The sequence below is a fragment of the Xanthomonas cucurbitae genome, assembly GCF_002939885.1.
GTDB lineage: Bacteria > Pseudomonadota > Gammaproteobacteria > Xanthomonadales > Xanthomonadaceae > Xanthomonas > Xanthomonas cucurbitae.
Genome location: NZ_MDED01000001.1, coordinates 145447 through 160204 on the forward strand (window position 1 = coordinate 145447; position 14758 = coordinate 160204).

At 66.1% G+C, this 14758-nt stretch carries 17 protein-coding genes; 8 read left to right on the forward strand and 9 right to left on the reverse strand.

The features are described from left to right. Positions 1 to 104 precede the first annotated feature (104 nt). From XcuCFBP2542_RS00665 to XcuCFBP2542_RS00695, 7 genes are all read right to left on the reverse strand, one after another. Positions 105 to 509 carry a hypothetical protein gene (locus tag XcuCFBP2542_RS00665; protein WP_104601704.1) on the reverse strand — a complete coding sequence of 135 codons (405 nt, stop codon included), beginning with the start codon at positions 507 to 509 and terminating at the stop codon, positions 105 to 107. A 9-nt stretch (positions 510 to 518) separates the two neighbouring features. Beyond that, complete coding sequence (gene zipA / locus XcuCFBP2542_RS00670) at positions 519 to 1244, reverse strand: cell division protein ZipA (protein ID WP_104601705.1); 726 nt, start codon at positions 1242 to 1244, stop codon at positions 519 to 521. A gap of 56 nt (positions 1245 to 1300) precedes the next feature. After that, complete coding sequence (gene smc, locus XcuCFBP2542_RS00675) at positions 1301 to 4804, reverse strand: chromosome segregation protein SMC (protein ID WP_104601706.1); 3504 nt, start codon at positions 4802 to 4804, stop codon at positions 1301 to 1303. Positions 4805 to 5015: 211 nt separating this feature from the next. Continuing rightward, positions 5016 to 5465, reverse strand: coding sequence for a 50S ribosomal protein L9 (gene rplI, locus XcuCFBP2542_RS00680; protein WP_104601707.1), 450 nt, complete (start codon positions 5463 to 5465; stop codon positions 5016 to 5018). Positions 5466 to 5652: 187 nt separating this feature from the next. Then, on the reverse strand, positions 5653 to 5883 hold the full coding sequence (rpsR, locus tag XcuCFBP2542_RS00685; RefSeq protein ID WP_002804494.1) for a 30S ribosomal protein S18: 231 nt from the start codon (positions 5881 to 5883) through the stop codon (positions 5653 to 5655). Positions 5884 to 5894: 11 nt separating this feature from the next. Continuing rightward, positions 5895 to 6326, reverse strand: a complete 432-nt coding sequence (gene rpsF / locus XcuCFBP2542_RS00690; RefSeq protein WP_104587881.1) for a 30S ribosomal protein S6 — start codon at positions 6324 to 6326, stop codon at positions 5895 to 5897. A gap of 332 nt (positions 6327 to 6658) precedes the next feature. Beyond that, positions 6659 to 6997, reverse strand: a complete 339-nt coding sequence (locus XcuCFBP2542_RS00695) for a HesB/IscA family protein (protein ID WP_104601708.1) — start codon at positions 6995 to 6997, stop codon at positions 6659 to 6661. A 190-nt stretch (positions 6998 to 7187) separates the two neighbouring features. Here XcuCFBP2542_RS00695 and asnS point away from each other — a divergent pair, with 190 nt between their 5' ends. The 5 genes from asnS to XcuCFBP2542_RS00720 are packed head-to-tail and all read left to right on the forward strand — an operon-like array spanning position 7188 to position 10103. Next, the gene (asnS, locus tag XcuCFBP2542_RS00700) at positions 7188 to 8582 is read left to right on the forward strand and encodes an asparagine--tRNA ligase (RefSeq protein WP_104601709.1); all 1395 of its coding nucleotides are present in this window, start codon (positions 7188 to 7190) and stop codon (positions 8580 to 8582) included. Position 8583: 1 nt separating this feature from the next. Beyond that, complete coding sequence (locus XcuCFBP2542_RS00705) at positions 8584 to 8841, forward strand: hypothetical protein (RefSeq protein WP_104601710.1); 258 nt, start codon at positions 8584 to 8586, stop codon at positions 8839 to 8841. Further along, positions 8838 to 9143 carry a hypothetical protein gene (locus XcuCFBP2542_RS00710; protein WP_104601711.1) on the forward strand — a complete coding sequence of 102 codons (306 nt, stop codon included), beginning with the start codon at positions 8838 to 8840 and terminating at the stop codon, positions 9141 to 9143. Before XcuCFBP2542_RS00705 ends, XcuCFBP2542_RS00710 begins: the two co-directional genes overlap by 4 nt. Then, on the forward strand, positions 9140 to 9466 hold the full coding sequence (locus tag XcuCFBP2542_RS00715; protein ID WP_104601712.1) for a hypothetical protein: 327 nt from the start codon (positions 9140 to 9142) through the stop codon (positions 9464 to 9466). Before XcuCFBP2542_RS00710 ends, XcuCFBP2542_RS00715 begins: the two co-directional genes overlap by 4 nt. Position 9467: 1 nt before the next feature. Further along, complete coding sequence (locus tag XcuCFBP2542_RS00720; protein ID WP_104601713.1) at positions 9468 to 10103, forward strand: FMN-binding negative transcriptional regulator; 636 nt, start codon at positions 9468 to 9470, stop codon at positions 10101 to 10103. Positions 10104 to 10194: 91 nt separating this feature from the next. Here XcuCFBP2542_RS00720 and XcuCFBP2542_RS00725 read toward each other — a convergent pair whose 3' ends face one another. Together XcuCFBP2542_RS00725 and XcuCFBP2542_RS00730 are read right to left on the reverse strand one after the other, a co-directional pair. Then, a complete protein-coding gene (locus tag XcuCFBP2542_RS00725) occupies positions 10195 to 10503 on the reverse strand; it encodes a hypothetical protein (protein WP_249027589.1) in 309 nt (102 codons plus the stop codon). After that, positions 10500 to 11033 carry a glycoside hydrolase family 108 protein gene (locus XcuCFBP2542_RS00730; RefSeq protein ID WP_104601715.1) on the reverse strand — a complete coding sequence of 178 codons (534 nt, stop codon included), beginning with the start codon at positions 11031 to 11033 and terminating at the stop codon, positions 10500 to 10502. The genes XcuCFBP2542_RS00725 and XcuCFBP2542_RS00730 overlap by 4 nt, the downstream gene beginning before the upstream one ends. A 140-nt stretch (positions 11034 to 11173) precedes the next feature. Between XcuCFBP2542_RS00730 and can the strand changes: the two genes are divergently transcribed. From can to XcuCFBP2542_RS00745, 3 genes are all read left to right on the forward strand, one after another. Beyond that, positions 11174 to 11836 carry a carbonate dehydratase gene (can, locus tag XcuCFBP2542_RS00735; RefSeq protein WP_104601716.1) on the forward strand — a complete coding sequence of 221 codons (663 nt, stop codon included), beginning with the start codon at positions 11174 to 11176 and terminating at the stop codon, positions 11834 to 11836. Between the two features lie 86 nt (positions 11837 to 11922). Next, positions 11923 to 12453: a 3-hydroxyanthranilate 3,4-dioxygenase gene (locus XcuCFBP2542_RS00740; protein WP_104601717.1), complete on the forward strand. Its 531-nt coding sequence runs from the start codon at positions 11923 to 11925 to the stop codon at positions 12451 to 12453. A 156-nt stretch (positions 12454 to 12609) separates the two neighbouring features. Continuing rightward, positions 12610 to 14739 (forward strand): FUSC family protein, encoded by a 2130-nt coding sequence (locus XcuCFBP2542_RS00745; protein WP_104601718.1) that lies wholly within the window; start codon positions 12610 to 12612, stop codon positions 14737 to 14739. Positions 14740 to 14758: the final 19 nt, after the last annotated feature.

Below are 14758 nucleotides of genomic sequence, written 5' to 3' on the forward strand. Positions count from 1 at the left end.
CAGAATTGAATCACCGACTGCTCCGCTTCCACGCCCCGTACCCTCACCCCAACCCCTGCTCCGTGCCCCGCGCTTGCGGCGCGGGCGCTCCAAGGCCCGCGCGCCTACGGCACGAGAGCCGTGCCTTCTCGCCCCGCAGGGAGAGGGGCTTTCGTGCGCAACGTGCGCCGGATCCACAGATAGCTGATGACGAAGGTCAGCACCATCGAGCCGGCATTCCACAGCAGCAGCTCGCGCAGCATCGGCGCGCCCTGCAAGATGTGGGCGTAATAGCGGGAATCGATCAGCGCGATCGCATGCGGCATGAACACGCTGATGAACGGTGTTGGCACCGGCGCAACCAGCAAGGTGATCGCGACCGCAAAGCCAGCCACCACCCTGGGTGAGTTGCGCGGGCGTGCGCGCAGACGCGCGGCGACCCGTGTAACGATCCACAACAACGGCATCGCCAGGATTGCCCACAGCATCAACAGCAATGCCACCGCCAACATGCCCTGCAGGCTCAGCATGGGCTCAACTCACCAGCGCGGCGGTTTGGTCAGTGGCGGGGCCTGGTGCTGGCGGTCGTAGGCGCGCAGTTCGTCGCGGATATGCGCCACCCGCTGCCGACCCAATGCATTGCGGCTGTCGTCCAGCACCACACCATCCAGCAACTCGGCGATGCGCTGCACGGTGGGCAGCATCTTTTCCCAGGCATCGAGCGCGGTCATCGGCGCCGGCAAGGTCAGGAAGAAAGCGATCGCCGGCGTCTGCATCTCGCGGATGTTGGCCATGTCGAAGCTGCCCGGCTTGAGGATGCTGGCCATGCTGAAGATCGGCCCGCGCTCGGGGTGGCCCTCGACCAGGCGATGGAACACATTCATATGGCCGAATACCAGGCCGGTCTTTTCGGCCGCCACCACCACGTCTTCGCCGCGCAGGATCTGGCCCGCCTTGGCCGCGACGAACAGCGACACGATCTTGTCGAAATCCTGGTTCGGGCGCTTGCCAACATCGCTGCCGCCGGTGCTGTCCTGCGCATCCAGCTCAAGTTCGCTCTGTTCGGCACTGCGCTCGAACACCTCGCCCTGCACATCGGCATCGCCGGAAATCGACGGCTCGCGGCGCTCGCGCGGTTGCCCCTCGTCCTTGTCCACCCGGCGCCCCTGCGGCGACTTTTTCGGGCGGCCGAACAGGAAAATGGCCGCGACCAGCAGCAGCCCGGCGATCAGGATTCCGATCCGGATCATGGCCATGTCGGACATTCAGCGTGCCTCCGCAATAAAGTGACAGGTGTCGTCATTCTGACAAGCATGGCACGTCATGCCGCACCCGCCAAACGGGCGGCCTCTTCCAGGTCCACGCTGACCAGGCGGCTGACGCCCGGCTCGCGCATGGTCACGCCAGACAGCTGCCGCGCGGCTTCCATGGTGGCCTTGTTATGGCTGACGAACAGGAACTGCACCTTCTCGCTCATCTCGCGGACCATGTTGGCCAGCCGGCCGACGTTGGCCTCGTCCAGCGGCGCATCCACCTCGTCCAGCAGGCAGAACGGCGCCGGATTGAGCTGGAAGATCGCAAACACCAGCGCCACCGCAGTCATCGCCTTCTCGCCGCCGGACAGCAGCGAAATGCTGGATACACGCTTGCCGGGCGGACGCGCCATGATGGTCACGCCGGTATCGAGCAGGTCCTCGCCGGTGAGTTCCAGATATGCGTGACCGCCGCCGAACAGGCGCGGATACAGCGCCTGCACACCGGAATTGACGCGATCGAAGGTGTCCTTGAAGCGGCCGCGGGTTTCGCGGTCGATCTTGCGGATGGCTTCTTCCAGCGTTTCCAGCGCGGTATTGAGGTCCAGGTTCTGCGCATCCAGATATTCCGAGCGCTGCGCGGCCTCGCCGTATTCCTGGATCGCGGCCAGGTTCACCGGCTCCAGGCGCCGCATGCGGCCATCGATCTGGTTCACCGCCGCCTCCCACTCGGCGCTATTGGCCGCCTCGGGCAGCCCGTTGACCACGTCCTCGAGCACGAAGCCGGCCTTGACCACGGCAGCAGAAAGTTGCTCGGCGTTGAGCACCAGCGCCTGCTGATCGAGCTTGCGCTGGTTGATGCGCTCGCGCTGCGCCAGCGCCTGCTCGTCGCGCTGCTGGCGGGTCTGCTCGAAGCTGCGCAGCTCGCCGTCGATGCTGTCCAGCAGCGTGCGCGTCTCGCCAAGCACGCGCTCGGTCCGTACGCGCTCGCTCAGCGCGGCCTGGTGTTCGTGCTCCAGCGTTTCCACCGGGGAATCGCCTTCACTGAGCTGGGCCACCAGGTCTTCCAGGCGCGTATCCAGCTGGCCGCGCTGGCTGTCCATGCGCTCCAGGGTCTGGCTGAGCGAAGTGATCTGGGTGCGCTGCGATTCCAGCGTGAGCGCCAGCGCATGCATCGCATCTCGCACGCCGCGTGCAGCATCGCGCGCCTGATCGCGGGCATCGGTGAGCTGGCGGCGCTCGTTTTCCAGCGCCTGCCGCGTGCCCTGCAGGTCGCCCATCAGGGTGATGGCGTCTTCGAGTTTTGCACGTGCCTCGCGGGCTTGTTCGCGGCTGGTGTCCAGGGTTTCCAGCAGCTGCGACAACTCGGTTTCGATGCGCTCGATGCGCGTGCGCGCCGCATCGACCTTGCCCTGCTGGCTCTGCAACTGGCCGGCCAGTTCGGAGACGCTGCGGTGGGCCATGTACAACTGGCGCTGCGCATCTTCGCGCTGCTGCTCGGCCGCCAGCGACTGCTCGCGGAAGCCGGCAAGCCGATGTTCGAGATCGGCCTCGCGCTCCTGCAGGGTTTCGATCTGGGTGCGTAGCTCCTGGATCTCGCGCTCGCGCAGCAGCGCGCCTTGCTTGGCCGCGCCCGAGCGCGACACGCGCACCCAGCCTTCGCCCAGGCGTTCGCCGTTGCGGGTGATGACTGAATCGCCTTCGGGCAGGCTAGGTTGCAACGCGCGCGCGGCGTCCAGATCCTCGGCGGTGTGCAGGCGCGCCAGCAGGCGACGGATCGCCATCGGTCCCTGCACCTTGGCGGCCAGCGAGGTCGGCGCGAAGTGCGCGCCGTCGATAGCATTGGACACCAGCGCGATGCGGCCCTCGCCCAGCTCGCCCAGCGCATCGACCAGTTGCTCGGGCGCGTCCACCAACACGCCTTCGATCAACTGCCCCAGCGCGCTTTCGACCGTGTTTTCCCAGCCGCCTTCCACCGTGATGCGTTCGCCCACGCGCGCCGCCGAATCCAGCCGGCGCGCCTTCAACCATGCCACCGCTGCGCCCTGCTCCTGGCCCAGCGCCGCCTGCTGCAGGGTTTCCAGCGAAGACAGCCGGCCACGCGCGGCCTGGGCCTGCTTGCGCACCTCGGCCAGCTCGCCCTGGCTGGCGCGTTGCTGGTCCTGCAGCGCGGCCAGCGCGTGCTTGCGCGCCTCCACCTGCTCGTTCAATCCGTCCAGCGAGGTCTTCTGCGTTTCATGCCGCAGCTCGATCTGTTCGAACGCCTCGGCCAGCGCGTCCAGATCCAGCCCGGCACGTTCGTTGACCAGCGCTTCGCGGCGGCGCTCGGCCTCCAGCGACTGGCGGTCCAGATAATCGACGCGGGTACGCTCCACTTCGCCGGCACGCGAGGCTTCGCCGGTGTCGCGGTTGTGGGTTTCCCAGCGCTGCTGCCAGTCGGCCAGCCGCGCTTCGGCCTCGCGCAGCGCTTCCTGGCGGAATTCGTGGTCTTCGCGCAATTGCTCCAGTTGCGGTTCGGCATCGGCCACGGCCTCGCGCAGGACGCTCAACTTCGCCGAGTCACCACTGATGTGCTGGGTCAGCTCCTGCAGCTGGCTGTGCGCCTCGTCGCGCGCCTTGTGCAGGCGATGCGAGAGTTCGCGTTGATGCTGGATCTGCTGTTCGATGCGCGCCAGCGCGCTACCCACCTGGTAGACATCGGCCTGCGCCTTGGCCACCGCCTCGGCCGCCTCTTCGCGGCGCACGCGTCCGGTTTCGATGCGCGCTTCGGCATCGCGCTGGTCGGCGATCAGTTGCTGCAGGCGTGTCTCTTCCTGATTCAATTTTTCGCGCAGGCCTTGCAGCTGCCCGTCCAGGCCACGGTATTCCAGCGCCTTCCACTCGGCATCCTTGATCCTGCGCTCTTCCTGCAACGCCTGGTACTGCTCGGCCTGGCGCGCCTGGCGCTGCAGATGCGCCAGCTGCTTGGTGATTTCCTCGCGCAGGTCGCCCAGTCGGTCGAGGTTTTCGCGGGTGTGGCGGATGCGGGTTTCGGTTTCCTTGCGGCGTTCCTTGTACTTGGAGATGCCGGCGGCCTCTTCCAGATACACACGCAGATCTTCCGGGCGCGCCTCGATGATCTGACTAATCATGCCCTGCTCGATGATCGAGTAGCTGCGCGGCCCCAGGCCGGTGCCCAGGAACAGGTCGGTGATGTCGCGGCGGCGGCACTTGGTGCCGTTGAGGTAATAGGCGCTGTTGCCGTCGCGGCTGACCAGGCGCTTGACCGAGATTTCGTTGAACGAGGCGAACTCGCCGCTGATGGTGTGATCGGAGTTGTCGAAGATCAGCTCCACCGTTGCCTGCGACACCGGCTTGCGCGCCGAGGAGCCGGAGAAGATCACGTCGGTCAGCGAGTCACCGCGCAGGCGGCTGGCCGAGCTCTCGCCCATGACCCAGCGCACCGCATCAATGATGTTGGACTTGCCGCAACCATTGGGACCGACGATGCCGGTCATGTTGGTGGGCAGGTGCAAGGTCGTCGGGTCGACGAACGACTTGAAACCGGACAGCTTGATCGTGGACAGGCGCATGGGACGGGCGGGTTCCGGGCACTGCGCGGACACGTCCGGCAGGCGCTTTTCCTGTGAAGCCAGCGCCCAAGCCCTTGATCGACAAGATCTGCGGGCCCTGGAACCGACAATGGGGCATGAGTATAACGGGCGCCGTCGCCGCCCTGCGGCTGGGCTTAAAAGACGAAGGGCGCCTAACCAGGCGCCCTTCGGGTACTGCGTGTTGCGGCAATCAGGCGTCGGATTCGACGATGACCTTGACCGAGGTTTCCACATCGGCGTGCAGGTGCAACACGACGTCGTACTCGCCGACGTTGCGGAATGCGCCTTCGCCCAGGATGACTTCGCTCTTTTCCAGCGGCAGGCCGGCGGCGGTGAAGGCCTCGGCGATGTCGCGCGGGCCAACCGAGCCGTACAGCTTGCCTTCCGTGGATGCATGCGCACCGATGGTGACGCTGGCGCCTTCGAACTTGGTCGCGCGGCCCTGCGCGTCGGCCAGGATGGTGTTGGCCTTGGCTTCGTACTCGGCGCGCTTGGTCTCGAACGCTTCGACGTTGGCAGCGGTGGCCGGCACAGCCTTGCCCTGCGGCACGAGGAAGTTGCGGCCGTAACCCGGCTTGACGCTGACCTTGTCACCCAGGTTGCCCAAGTTGGTCACTTTCTGCAGAAGAATCAGATCCATGGTGGTACTCCGTTATTCGTTAGCGCCGGCACGATGGCGGGCGCAACGGGTGCTGTCCGAAAAGACGGGAATCGGGAATCGGGATTTGGGAATCGTAACAGCACGATCAACACCGCATCTCGAATGACCGACCTCTATCTGTTAACAACCCGCACATGAATGTGCGGGCTCTTCCGAGGGACTCGGATTAAACGTCGTGGTTGTCCGTGTACGGGATCAGCGCCAGGAAACGTGCGCGCTTGACGGCCGTGGCCAGCTGGCGCTGGTACTTGGACTTGGTACCGGTCACGCGGCTCGGCACGATCTTGCCGTTCTCGGTGAGGTACTGACGCAGGGTGTTGAGATCCTTGTAGTCGATCTCCTTGACGCCCTCGGCGGTGAACTTGCAGAACTTGCGACGACGGAAGAACTTGGACATGACAGCGCTCCTTAAGCGGCTTCGGCGTTGTCGCCGTCGGTATCGTTGGCGGCCGGGGTTTCACCCTCTTCGTCATCACGACGACGACGATCGCTACGCTCGGGGCGGTCGCCCTTCTCGTCCTTGCTCTTCATGATGAGCGACTGCTCGGTGTCGGCGCCATCGCGCTTGACGACCAGGTGACGCAGCACCGCATCGTTGAAGCGGAAGCTTTCCACCAGCTCGCTCAGCACGGCCTGGTCCACTTCGATGTTGAGCAGCACGTAGTGCGCCTTCACCAGGTTCTGGATCGGGTAGGCCAGCTGGCGACGGCCCCAGTCTTCCAGACGGTGGATGGTGCCGTTACCGCCTTCGATCAGCGACTTGTAGCGCTCGATCATGGCCGGAACCTGCTCGCTCTGGTCCGGGTGGACCAGGAACACGACTTCGTAATGACGACTCATGTTGTTTTACCTTTCGGATGTGGCCACGTGGGCCGGACAGCTCCCCGGTGGTCCGCGCAAGCGGCCGGTGGAGCAAGGGATCCCACCCGGAATCGGGCAGGAAGCAGGAAAGTATGGCAGTTCAGGGGCTTAGCTGCAACTGGGCCGAGCCTATGAACAGGACATCTGCGCGGCACCGCTTGAGCCCCTCTCCCGCCGGGAGAGGGGTTGGGGTGAGGGTACGGGGCGAAGCCTCTCGCGTCGTTCAACTCCACGAGGCTTCGCCCCGTACCCTCATCCGCCCTTCGGGCACCTTCTCCCGATGGGAGAAGGAATAACGCGCGCCGACCGGCTCAGCGATGCTCTGCTGCAGTCGTGAAGCTCTCCCCGCAACCACACTCGGCGGTCGCGTTGGGGTTATTGAAGGTGAACGTCTCGCTCAGGCCGTGCTTGCCGAAGTCGATGCAGGTGCCATCGACCAGGGGCAAGCTGACCGGGTCGACGAAGATATGCACCCCGCCCTGCTCGAACACCGCATCGTCGTCGCGCTGTTCGCGCGCCAGGTCGGTGATATGGCCCCAGCCGGAGCACCCGGTCTTGGTCACGCCAAAGCGCAGGCCCAGCGCACCCGGGGTCTGCTGCACGAAACGCTGCACGCGCTCCAGCGCGGCGGGGGTGAGACTGATGGCCATGCAGGCACTCCACGATCAATAGCGGCAAGTATACCGACGCAACCATGCGCAATCGGCGTCAATGGCAGATGGGGGTTACCACGCCGTCACACAAGCCAGACCACCTGGCGACCGGCCAGAACGCTCGCACCGGCGCGGCCGCAGCCAGTAAACTCGCAGGTCATCAAGGTCGCAATGGCGGGGAACAGGTATGACGGTGGTCAGCGTTGAACATGCGCTTGCGGGCAAGCTCCCCGAAGGCGGCGAAGTCACGGTACGGGGGTGGGTGCGCACGCTGCGTGGATCTGCCGGACTGGCCTTCATCAACGTGACCGATGGCTCCTGCTTCGCGCCGATCCAGGTGGTGGCCAACGACACCCTGCCCAACTTCGACGAGATCAAGCGGCTGACCAGTGGCTGCTCGCTGATCGCCAAGGGCGTGCTGGTGAAGTCGCAGGGCAAGGGCCAGTCGTTCGAGATCCAGGCCAGCGGCGTGGAGATTGTCGGCTGGGTAGAGGACCCGCTGACCTACCCGATCCAGCCCAAGCCGATGACGCCGGAGTTCCTGCGCGAAGTGGCGCACCTGCGCCCGCGTACCAATCTGTTCGGCGCGGTCACCCGCATCCGCAACTGCCTGGCGCAGGCGGTGCACCGCTTCTTCCACCAGAACGGCTTCAACTGGATCAGCACGCCGATCATCACCACTTCCGATGCCGAAGGCGCCGGGCAGATGTTCCGCGTCTCCACGCTGGACATGGTCAACCTGCCGCGCGATGCCAGCGGCAATGTGGATTTCAGCCGCGACTTCTTCGGCAAGGAAACCTTCCTCACCGTGTCCGGCCAGCTCAACGTGGAGGCGTACTGCCTGGCGCTGAGCAAGGTCTACACCTTCGGGCCGACCTTCCGCGCCGAGAACAGCCACACCACGCGCCACCTGGCCGAGTTCTGGATGATCGAACCGGAGATTGCCTTCGCCGATCTGGCCGAGGACGCGCGCCTGGCCGAACAGTTCCTCAAGTACCTGTTCCGCGCGGTGCTGGACGAACGTGGCGACGACCTGGCGTTCCTGGCCGAGCGCGTGGACAAGAACGCGATCAGCAAGCTGGAAGCCTTCATCAATGCGCCGTTCGAGCAGATCGACTACACCGATGCGGTGAAGCTGCTACAGGCCTCCGGCAAGAAGTTCGACTTCCCGGTCGAATGGGGTCTGGACCTGCAGACCGAGCACGAACGCTGGCTCACCGAGGAACATATCGGCCGCCCGGTGGTGGTCACCAACTACCCAGAGCACATCAAGGCGTTCTACATGCGCCTGAACGACGACGGCAAGACCGTGGCGGCGATGGACGTGCTGGCGCCGGGCATCGGCGAGATCATCGGCGGCAGCCAGCGCGAAGAGCGCCTGGACGTGCTGGACGCGCGCATGGCGCAGTTCGGCCTGGATCAGGAGCATTACAGCTGGTATCGCGATTTCCGCCGCTACGGCTCGGTGCCGCATGCCGGCTTTGGCTTAGGGTTCGAACGCCTGGTGGTGTACGTGTGCGGGCTGAGCAATATCCGCGACGCCATCCCCTACCCGCGCGCGCCCGGCAGCGCGGAATTCTGAGATGCCCGTGCCGGCCGCCGTCCCCATGCTGCAAGCGCTGGCCTTCGGGCTGGCGGCGATCATGGGCGGGCTGACAGCGACACGTAGCGTGTTGCTGGCGCGGCCGGCGTCGCGCCAGCAACACCCGCAACGCTGGTGGCAGACCTACACCGCGCGTGCCGCAATCCGGCATGCCACGGCTCCAATGCGCTGGACCATCGCGGCGTTGCTCCTTGGCATGGCACTCCCCAAACTCGCACTGATGCTGGCGGCCACATGACCTTGTTCTTTGCACTGTGTTTTGTCGGTGTTGCCGTCGCCGGCCTGACCGCGCTCCTGATCTTCTGGCCGCTGACCCTGGTGCACCTGCACGACCGCCATCCGGAGGCGCTGGCCAGCTTTGGCGACCCGGCCTTTATCAGCCCCGTTGCGTTGCGCTGGTTGCTGGCGCGCCGCTACCGCAGCTTCCGCGACAGTGCGCTGTCGGGTCTGGCCACGCCTGCCTGGCTCTCGCTGCTGACCATCTTCTTCGGCCTGGGCATGGCGGCCCTGCTCGGCCTGCTTTCCAAGGTTCTGACATGACGCACGCTGCTCCCGAGACCGACCTCGATCGCGACCAATGGTGGCTGGCCACCATCGGCCTCACCCTGATCTGGGCACGCCTGCGCATCAAGGCCGCCGGCACCGCCGAAGTGCTGGACAGCGACGGCAAGACGCTGCCCTACGACAGCGAAGACAGTGCCCGCGCCGCATTGTTCGATGCGGAATTCGTCGCACTGGACGGGCTGGACGAAGAAGACGCACTGATCCGTGGGTTTTCGCTGCACGAGATTTCACCGCCGCAGGGCGATGACGATGCCGACCTGCGCGAACGCATGGTCATCCGCATGGGCGGCCGCGCCTGAGATGTACGCACCGCGCGCCTTCGCCCAGACCGATCTGGCGCTGTTGGACCGGCTGTTCGCACACGATCCATTCGTCACGCTCATCACCCAGGGCCAGGACGGCCCACCGCTGGTGTCGCATCTGCCAGTACTGTACCGGCGCGACGCGCAGGTGGTGACGATCGAAGGCCATTGGGCACGCCCCAATCCGCAGGCGCGCGGCGCCGGCGATGCGTTGCTGATTGCGCATGGGCCGCATGCCTATGTCTCGCCCAGCTGGTATCCGGACAAGGAGGCTGCTGCGCGCGTACCGACCTGGAACTACGCCGTCGCCCACCTGCACGGCCACTGCGAGAGGATCGACGACGAGCAGGCGCTGGGCGATCTGATCGCCCGAATGAGCCAGCAGTTCGAGCAGGGCGTTGGCAGCGACTGGCAGTTCGAGATGCAACGCGACAGCCATCGCCGCCAGTTGCGCGGGCTGGTGGGGTTTCGCTTCGTGCCCAGCCGCATCGAACTCACCTTCAAGTTGAGCCAGAACCACCCACCTGCCAATCGCCGCAGCGTCAGTCAGGCGCTGGCGCAACAACCGGGCGAGAACGCGCGCGCGGTTGCGGCATGGATGCGCGACACGCAGGACGACCACGGCACGCCTTGACACGGCACCGCAGGCCGGTGGCGATGCATGCGCCATACCGCGCCCGATTGCAGCGCTGCGATGGCGCGCCCCTGCCCGAGCGGCATGGCAGTCAGTCGATGCCGTCGAGCCAATGCGGCTTGCGCCGGAATCCTACGTGGTAGCACACCCACTGCTGCACCACCTGCTCGGTTCCCGCCGCCTGCACAGCGACGTGTTTTTCCACGGCGATGATGCGCCCTTTGGGGCTGTCTGCCAGGCAGCGATTGAGCAGGGCCAGCGCCTGCGCATCCCGCTCGTCGGCAGCCAGCCGGTCGCCGCCGGCATGGCCGACCGCGATTCGCTTGACAAAGGCAATATCGCTCAAGTCGCTCATGGCGTTACCCGTCGCTTGCTGCGTCGATGAGGGCTCCAGGGTCATGACAGTTCCGGGAAACTGGCGATGCGGGTGAGCCATCCTTTCAGAAAACGTTGCAGGAAGGGGCGCGCTGCAACCAACCGGGTGTAGTAATCCACGCAACCCTGCTTGTAGCGCAGGTAGAGCTGGGTCTGGTCCACCTGTTGCAGCGCCGCCAGCGTCTGCGCGGAGAATGTGCCGTCGATGGGAACCTGCTGCCCCATCTCACCCAACAGCGTCTGCAACAGCTTCGCCGCCGCGGAGCCCGCTTCGGTATAGAAATAGAACAGGATGTCGGCCAAGGGTTGCAACTGGATCGCATCGCCCTGCAGCTTGTCCCAGTACAAGGTCTTGTAGAACGTGGCGGCCTGGGCGACCGTCAACTGCTGCAAGGTTTCCAGCGACGGCTGCACACCAAGCGTGGCCTGGGCAGACTGGCTGAACGCCGCCAGGCTGATCCCCATGTTGGTTGCCCCACCGGGGTCGTCGGGCGCATCGACGAATCCGCCCTGGAAGCGCAGGAACGTGGGGAGGAACTGCATGAAGTCGGCCATGGAATGGGATCTGTCCGGGGTTGGCACACTGTACTGCCGCAGCCGTATCCCAACCTCGGCGCCGGTTCCAGTTTCAACCTGGCAAGGCCCTGGCCGCGGCCATGACACCCGCTGCACAGGCTTCTGGGATAATCCAGGCCATGAACGAACTCAACCATTTGCTGGACAACAACCGCGCCTGGTCCGAGCGCATCCGCCGCGAAGATCCGGAATTCTTCTCCAAACTATCGACCCAGCAGACGCCCGAATACTTGTGGATCGGCTGCTCGGATTCGCGCGTGCCGGCCAACCAGATCATCGATATGGCGCCGGGCGAGGTGTTCGTCCACCGCAACATCGCCAACGTGGTGGTGCACACCGATCTGAACTGCCTGTCGGTGATCCAGTTCGCGGTCGACGTGCTCAAGGTCAAGCACGTCCTGGTGGTGGGCCATTACGGGTGCGGTGGCGTGTTCGCCAGCCTTACCCAGAAGCGCATGGGCCTGGTGGACAACTGGATCCGCCACGTCACCGACGTGGCCGACAAGCACGAAACCTGCCTGCACGAGGCCGGCGACCTGCCGGTGCAGCACGCGCGCCTGTGCGAGCTCAACGTGCTGGAACAGGTGGTCAACGTCTGCCGCACCACCATCGTGCGCGATGCCTGGGACCGCGGCCAGCCGCTGTGCGTGCATGGTTGGGTGTACAGCCTGCGCGATGGCCATGCGCACGACCTGGGCATGTCGATCGATCGTCCCGAGGTGTTGCAGGAACGCTACGACGCCGCGCTGGCAAAAATCCAGGCCGACCACGCCGAACGCTGAGTCGCCGCCGCGCGCGCAAGCCACGGCGACGCCCACCGGCGCCGCTGGTTGGCTATGCTGGGCGCCTTATCTGCCAAGGAACGTCGATGCTGGTCCCGCCGATCAATCTGCACGCCTGGATCGCGCAGCACCGCCACCTGCTCAAGCCGCCGGTGGGCAATAAATGCATCCAGCAGGACGGCTTCATCATCATGATCGTCGGCGGCCCGAATGCGCGCACCGACTATCACTACGACGAAGGCCCGGAGTGGTTCTTCCAGCTGGAAGGCGAGATGGTACTGAAGGTGCAGGACGACGGCGTGGCACGTGACATCCCGATCCGCGCCGGCGAGATCTTCCTGCTGCCGCCGAAAGTGCCGCATTCGCCACAGCGCGCCGCCGGCTCGGTCGGCCTGGTGATCGAGCGCGAGCGCCTGCCACACGAACGCGACGGGCTGCAGTGGTATTGCCCGCACTGCAACCACAAGCTGTACGAGGCGCTGTTTCCGCTGCGTAATATCGAAACCGATTTTCCGCCGGTGTTCGATCACTTCTATCGCTCGCTCGCACTGCGCACCTGCACGCAGTGCGGGCAGGTCCATCCGGCGCCCGAACGCTATGCCGCGGCCGGCGACTGAGTGGACGAGGGCATGCGCCGGCTGCAGGCAGGTCTGGCGCGATGCGGTGGGTCGCCCGTGCGCGAGGGCAAGACGCGCAAACGCCATCCCCATGCCGCACGCTGATCCCTGCATGAAGCCACCCAAGCCCGCTCGCCCACCGGCATCATCGCCGACATGCTGCGCACACTGATCGACCTCAAGCCGCGCGACGTGCCGCTGCGCGTTGCCTTGCGCAACACCGCTGCGGTGGTGCTGCCACTGGCGGTGGGCGTGGCCACCGGGCATGTCGCCGCCGGACTGGCGGTGTGCAGCGGCGCGCTCAACACCATGTTTACCGACCAGCCCGGCCCGTACCGCGCGCGTCTGCAGCGCATGCTGATGGCCGCACTGACGGCGGGCCTTGCGGCCTTGCTCGGCATCTGGGTTGGCCAAGACACCCCGGCGTTGGTAATCGCCGGGCTGCTGCTCGGCCTGGGTGGCGGCCTGTTGGTCGCGCTGGGCCCGGTGGCGGCGCGGGTCGGTCTGACCAGCATGATCCTGCTGGTGGTCAGCGCCGACATGCGGTTGCCGGTGGAGCAGGCGCCCGGCGTGGCGGCGTTGATCTTTGCCGGCGGCCTGTTGCAGGTGCTGCTGGCACTGGCGGCGTGGCCGTTGCAACGCTATCGCCCGGAGCGGTTTGCACTGGCCGAGCTGATGCGCCAACTGGCCGGCATCGCCCGGCAACGTCCGGAAGCCAGCGCCGCACCACCGGCCACCCAGGAAGTGCTGGACGCGATGGTGATGCTGCACGGCGAGCATCGCTCGCGCGCGATCGCGGTGCAGAGCTTTCGTATCATCGCCGAGCTCTGCGACCGCGTGCGGCTGGAGCTGCTGTCGCTGTCCGACGCCGACACCCGATTGAGCGATTCCCAGGCGCGCCCGGCGATCGAGCGCGTGCTGGAACGCAGTGCCATCGTGCTGGAACAGCTGGCGCACGCCATGACGGTGGGCGAAGACCCGAACGCAGCCGATGCATCGATGACCGGCTTCGACGATCTGATCGCCGCACTGGCGCAGTTTCAGCACGACAACGCCGACACCCGCGAGCGCCGGCTGGTGCGCGTGGCAGTGGCCCGTGCGCAAGGCCTGGGCGGGCAGTTGCGCGCCCTGGTCCGCAATGCGCACTGGGCCAGCAGCCGCGGCGAGATCCAGGCGCAGCTGGCCGAAGCACGGCTGCCTGCGGCACTGCGACCGGCCGCGACCTGGGCCACCCTGCGTGCGAATCTGGATCTGTCCTCGGTGGCATTCCGGCATGCGTTGCGCTGCGGGGTGTGCCTGGCTCTGGCGATCGCCTTCCAACGTTGGCAGCAGATTCCGCACGGTTTCTGGATCCCGATGACCACCGCCATCGTGCTCAAACCGGATTTCGGCGGCACCTTCAGCTTCGGCGCGCTGCGCGTGGCGGGCACCTTCGTCGGCCTGCTGCTGGCCACCTTGCTGGCGCACCTGGCGATGGATGGCGCCAGCATCCGCCTGGCCCTGCTGGCCCTGTTTTGCCTGGGCTTCCGCTTGCTGACCCAGGTCAACTACGGCATCGGCGTGGCCTTCCTCACCGGCATGCTGGTGCTGCTGCTGTCCTTCGAAGGCGTCACGCCCGGCGAAGCGGTCGGTGCGCGCCTGCAGGCCACCGTGGCCGGCAGCGCCTTGGCGTTGATCGCCTATGCGCTGTGGCCCACGCGCGAACGCCGGCATATCCGCAGCGCGCTGGCGCAATTACTCGGCGCCTACCGCGAGCATCTGCACAACCTGCTGCTTGGGCAGATGGACCGCCTGAGCGACAGCCGCGCTGCGGCGCGCGTGGCGCGCACCAACACCCAGGCCTCGATCGAGCGCCTGCGTGGCGAGCCGCGCAGCCGGCGCAACCTGCAGGAACTCAAACTGGCCGAGTCGCTGCTGGCCAACGGCAACCGACTGATCCGCGCGACCTTGCTGCTGGAAGCGGTATTGCGCGATGGTCACCCCTTGCCCACGCTGGACGCGCTGCCGGCATTTGCCGAACGCGCCGACCAGGCAATGGCCGAGCTCATCACCTGCCTGGCCAACGGCGGCACACCGGCGGCGGCCACCCTGCGCAGTGCCGAGCGCACGCTCTCCGATGCGCTGGCCGCCTTGTCCGACAGCTCGCCGACCACTGCCGCGCTGGCCGACACCATCGACCGCGTCACCGACAGCATCGACACGCTCACCCATCTGCTACGCCCCGCCCGAGCGACCTCGACCGACGCCGCGCTAGCGCATGACGGCGCCCGTGGAGCCGGCGGGTAAACTGGCGCATCGATTCAGA

What these genes read in the sequence shown, in the direction of transcription:
- XcuCFBP2542_RS00745 (WP_104601718.1), top strand. Translation starts at nt 12,610, where the DNA reads ATGCTGCGCACACTGATCGACCTCAAGCCGCGCGACGTGCCGCTGCGC.
- XcuCFBP2542_RS00725 (WP_249027589.1), bottom strand. Translation starts at nt 10,503, where the DNA reads ATGACCCTGGAGCCCTCATCGACGCAGCAAGCGACGGGTAACGCCATG.
- XcuCFBP2542_RS00710 (WP_104601711.1), top strand. Translation starts at nt 8,838, where the DNA reads ATGACCTTGTTCTTTGCACTGTGTTTTGTCGGTGTTGCCGTCGCCGGC.
- smc (WP_104601706.1), bottom strand. Translation starts at nt 4,804, where the DNA reads ATGCGCCTGTCCACGATCAAGCTGTCCGGTTTCAAGTCGTTCGTCGAC.
- XcuCFBP2542_RS00720 (WP_104601713.1), top strand. Translation starts at nt 9,468, where the DNA reads ATGTACGCACCGCGCGCCTTCGCCCAGACCGATCTGGCGCTGTTGGAC.
- XcuCFBP2542_RS00705 (WP_104601710.1), top strand. Translation starts at nt 8,584, where the DNA reads ATGCCCGTGCCGGCCGCCGTCCCCATGCTGCAAGCGCTGGCCTTCGGG.
- can (WP_104601716.1), top strand. Translation starts at nt 11,174, where the DNA reads ATGAACGAACTCAACCATTTGCTGGACAACAACCGCGCCTGGTCCGAG.
- XcuCFBP2542_RS00740 (WP_104601717.1), top strand. Translation starts at nt 11,923, where the DNA reads ATGCTGGTCCCGCCGATCAATCTGCACGCCTGGATCGCGCAGCACCGC.
- XcuCFBP2542_RS00695 (WP_104601708.1), bottom strand. Translation starts at nt 6,997, where the DNA reads ATGGCCATCAGTCTCACCCCCGCCGCGCTGGAGCGCGTGCAGCGTTTC.
- XcuCFBP2542_RS00715 (WP_104601712.1), top strand. Translation starts at nt 9,140, where the DNA reads ATGACGCACGCTGCTCCCGAGACCGACCTCGATCGCGACCAATGGTGG.
- rpsR (WP_002804494.1), bottom strand. Translation starts at nt 5,883, where the DNA reads ATGTCCAAGTTCTTCCGTCGTCGCAAGTTCTGCAAGTTCACCGCCGAG.
- rpsF (WP_104587881.1), bottom strand. Translation starts at nt 6,326, where the DNA reads ATGAGTCGTCATTACGAAGTCGTGTTCCTGGTCCACCCGGACCAGAGC.
- asnS (WP_104601709.1), top strand. Translation starts at nt 7,188, where the DNA reads ATGACGGTGGTCAGCGTTGAACATGCGCTTGCGGGCAAGCTCCCCGAA.
- XcuCFBP2542_RS00665 (WP_104601704.1), bottom strand. Translation starts at nt 509, where the DNA reads ATGCTGAGCCTGCAGGGCATGTTGGCGGTGGCATTGCTGTTGATGCTG.
- rplI (WP_104601707.1), bottom strand. Translation starts at nt 5,465, where the DNA reads ATGGATCTGATTCTTCTGCAGAAAGTGACCAACTTGGGCAACCTGGGT.
- XcuCFBP2542_RS00730 (WP_104601715.1), bottom strand. Translation starts at nt 11,033, where the DNA reads ATGGCCGACTTCATGCAGTTCCTCCCCACGTTCCTGCGCTTCCAGGGC.
- zipA (WP_104601705.1), bottom strand. Translation starts at nt 1,244, where the DNA reads ATGTCCGACATGGCCATGATCCGGATCGGAATCCTGATCGCCGGGCTG.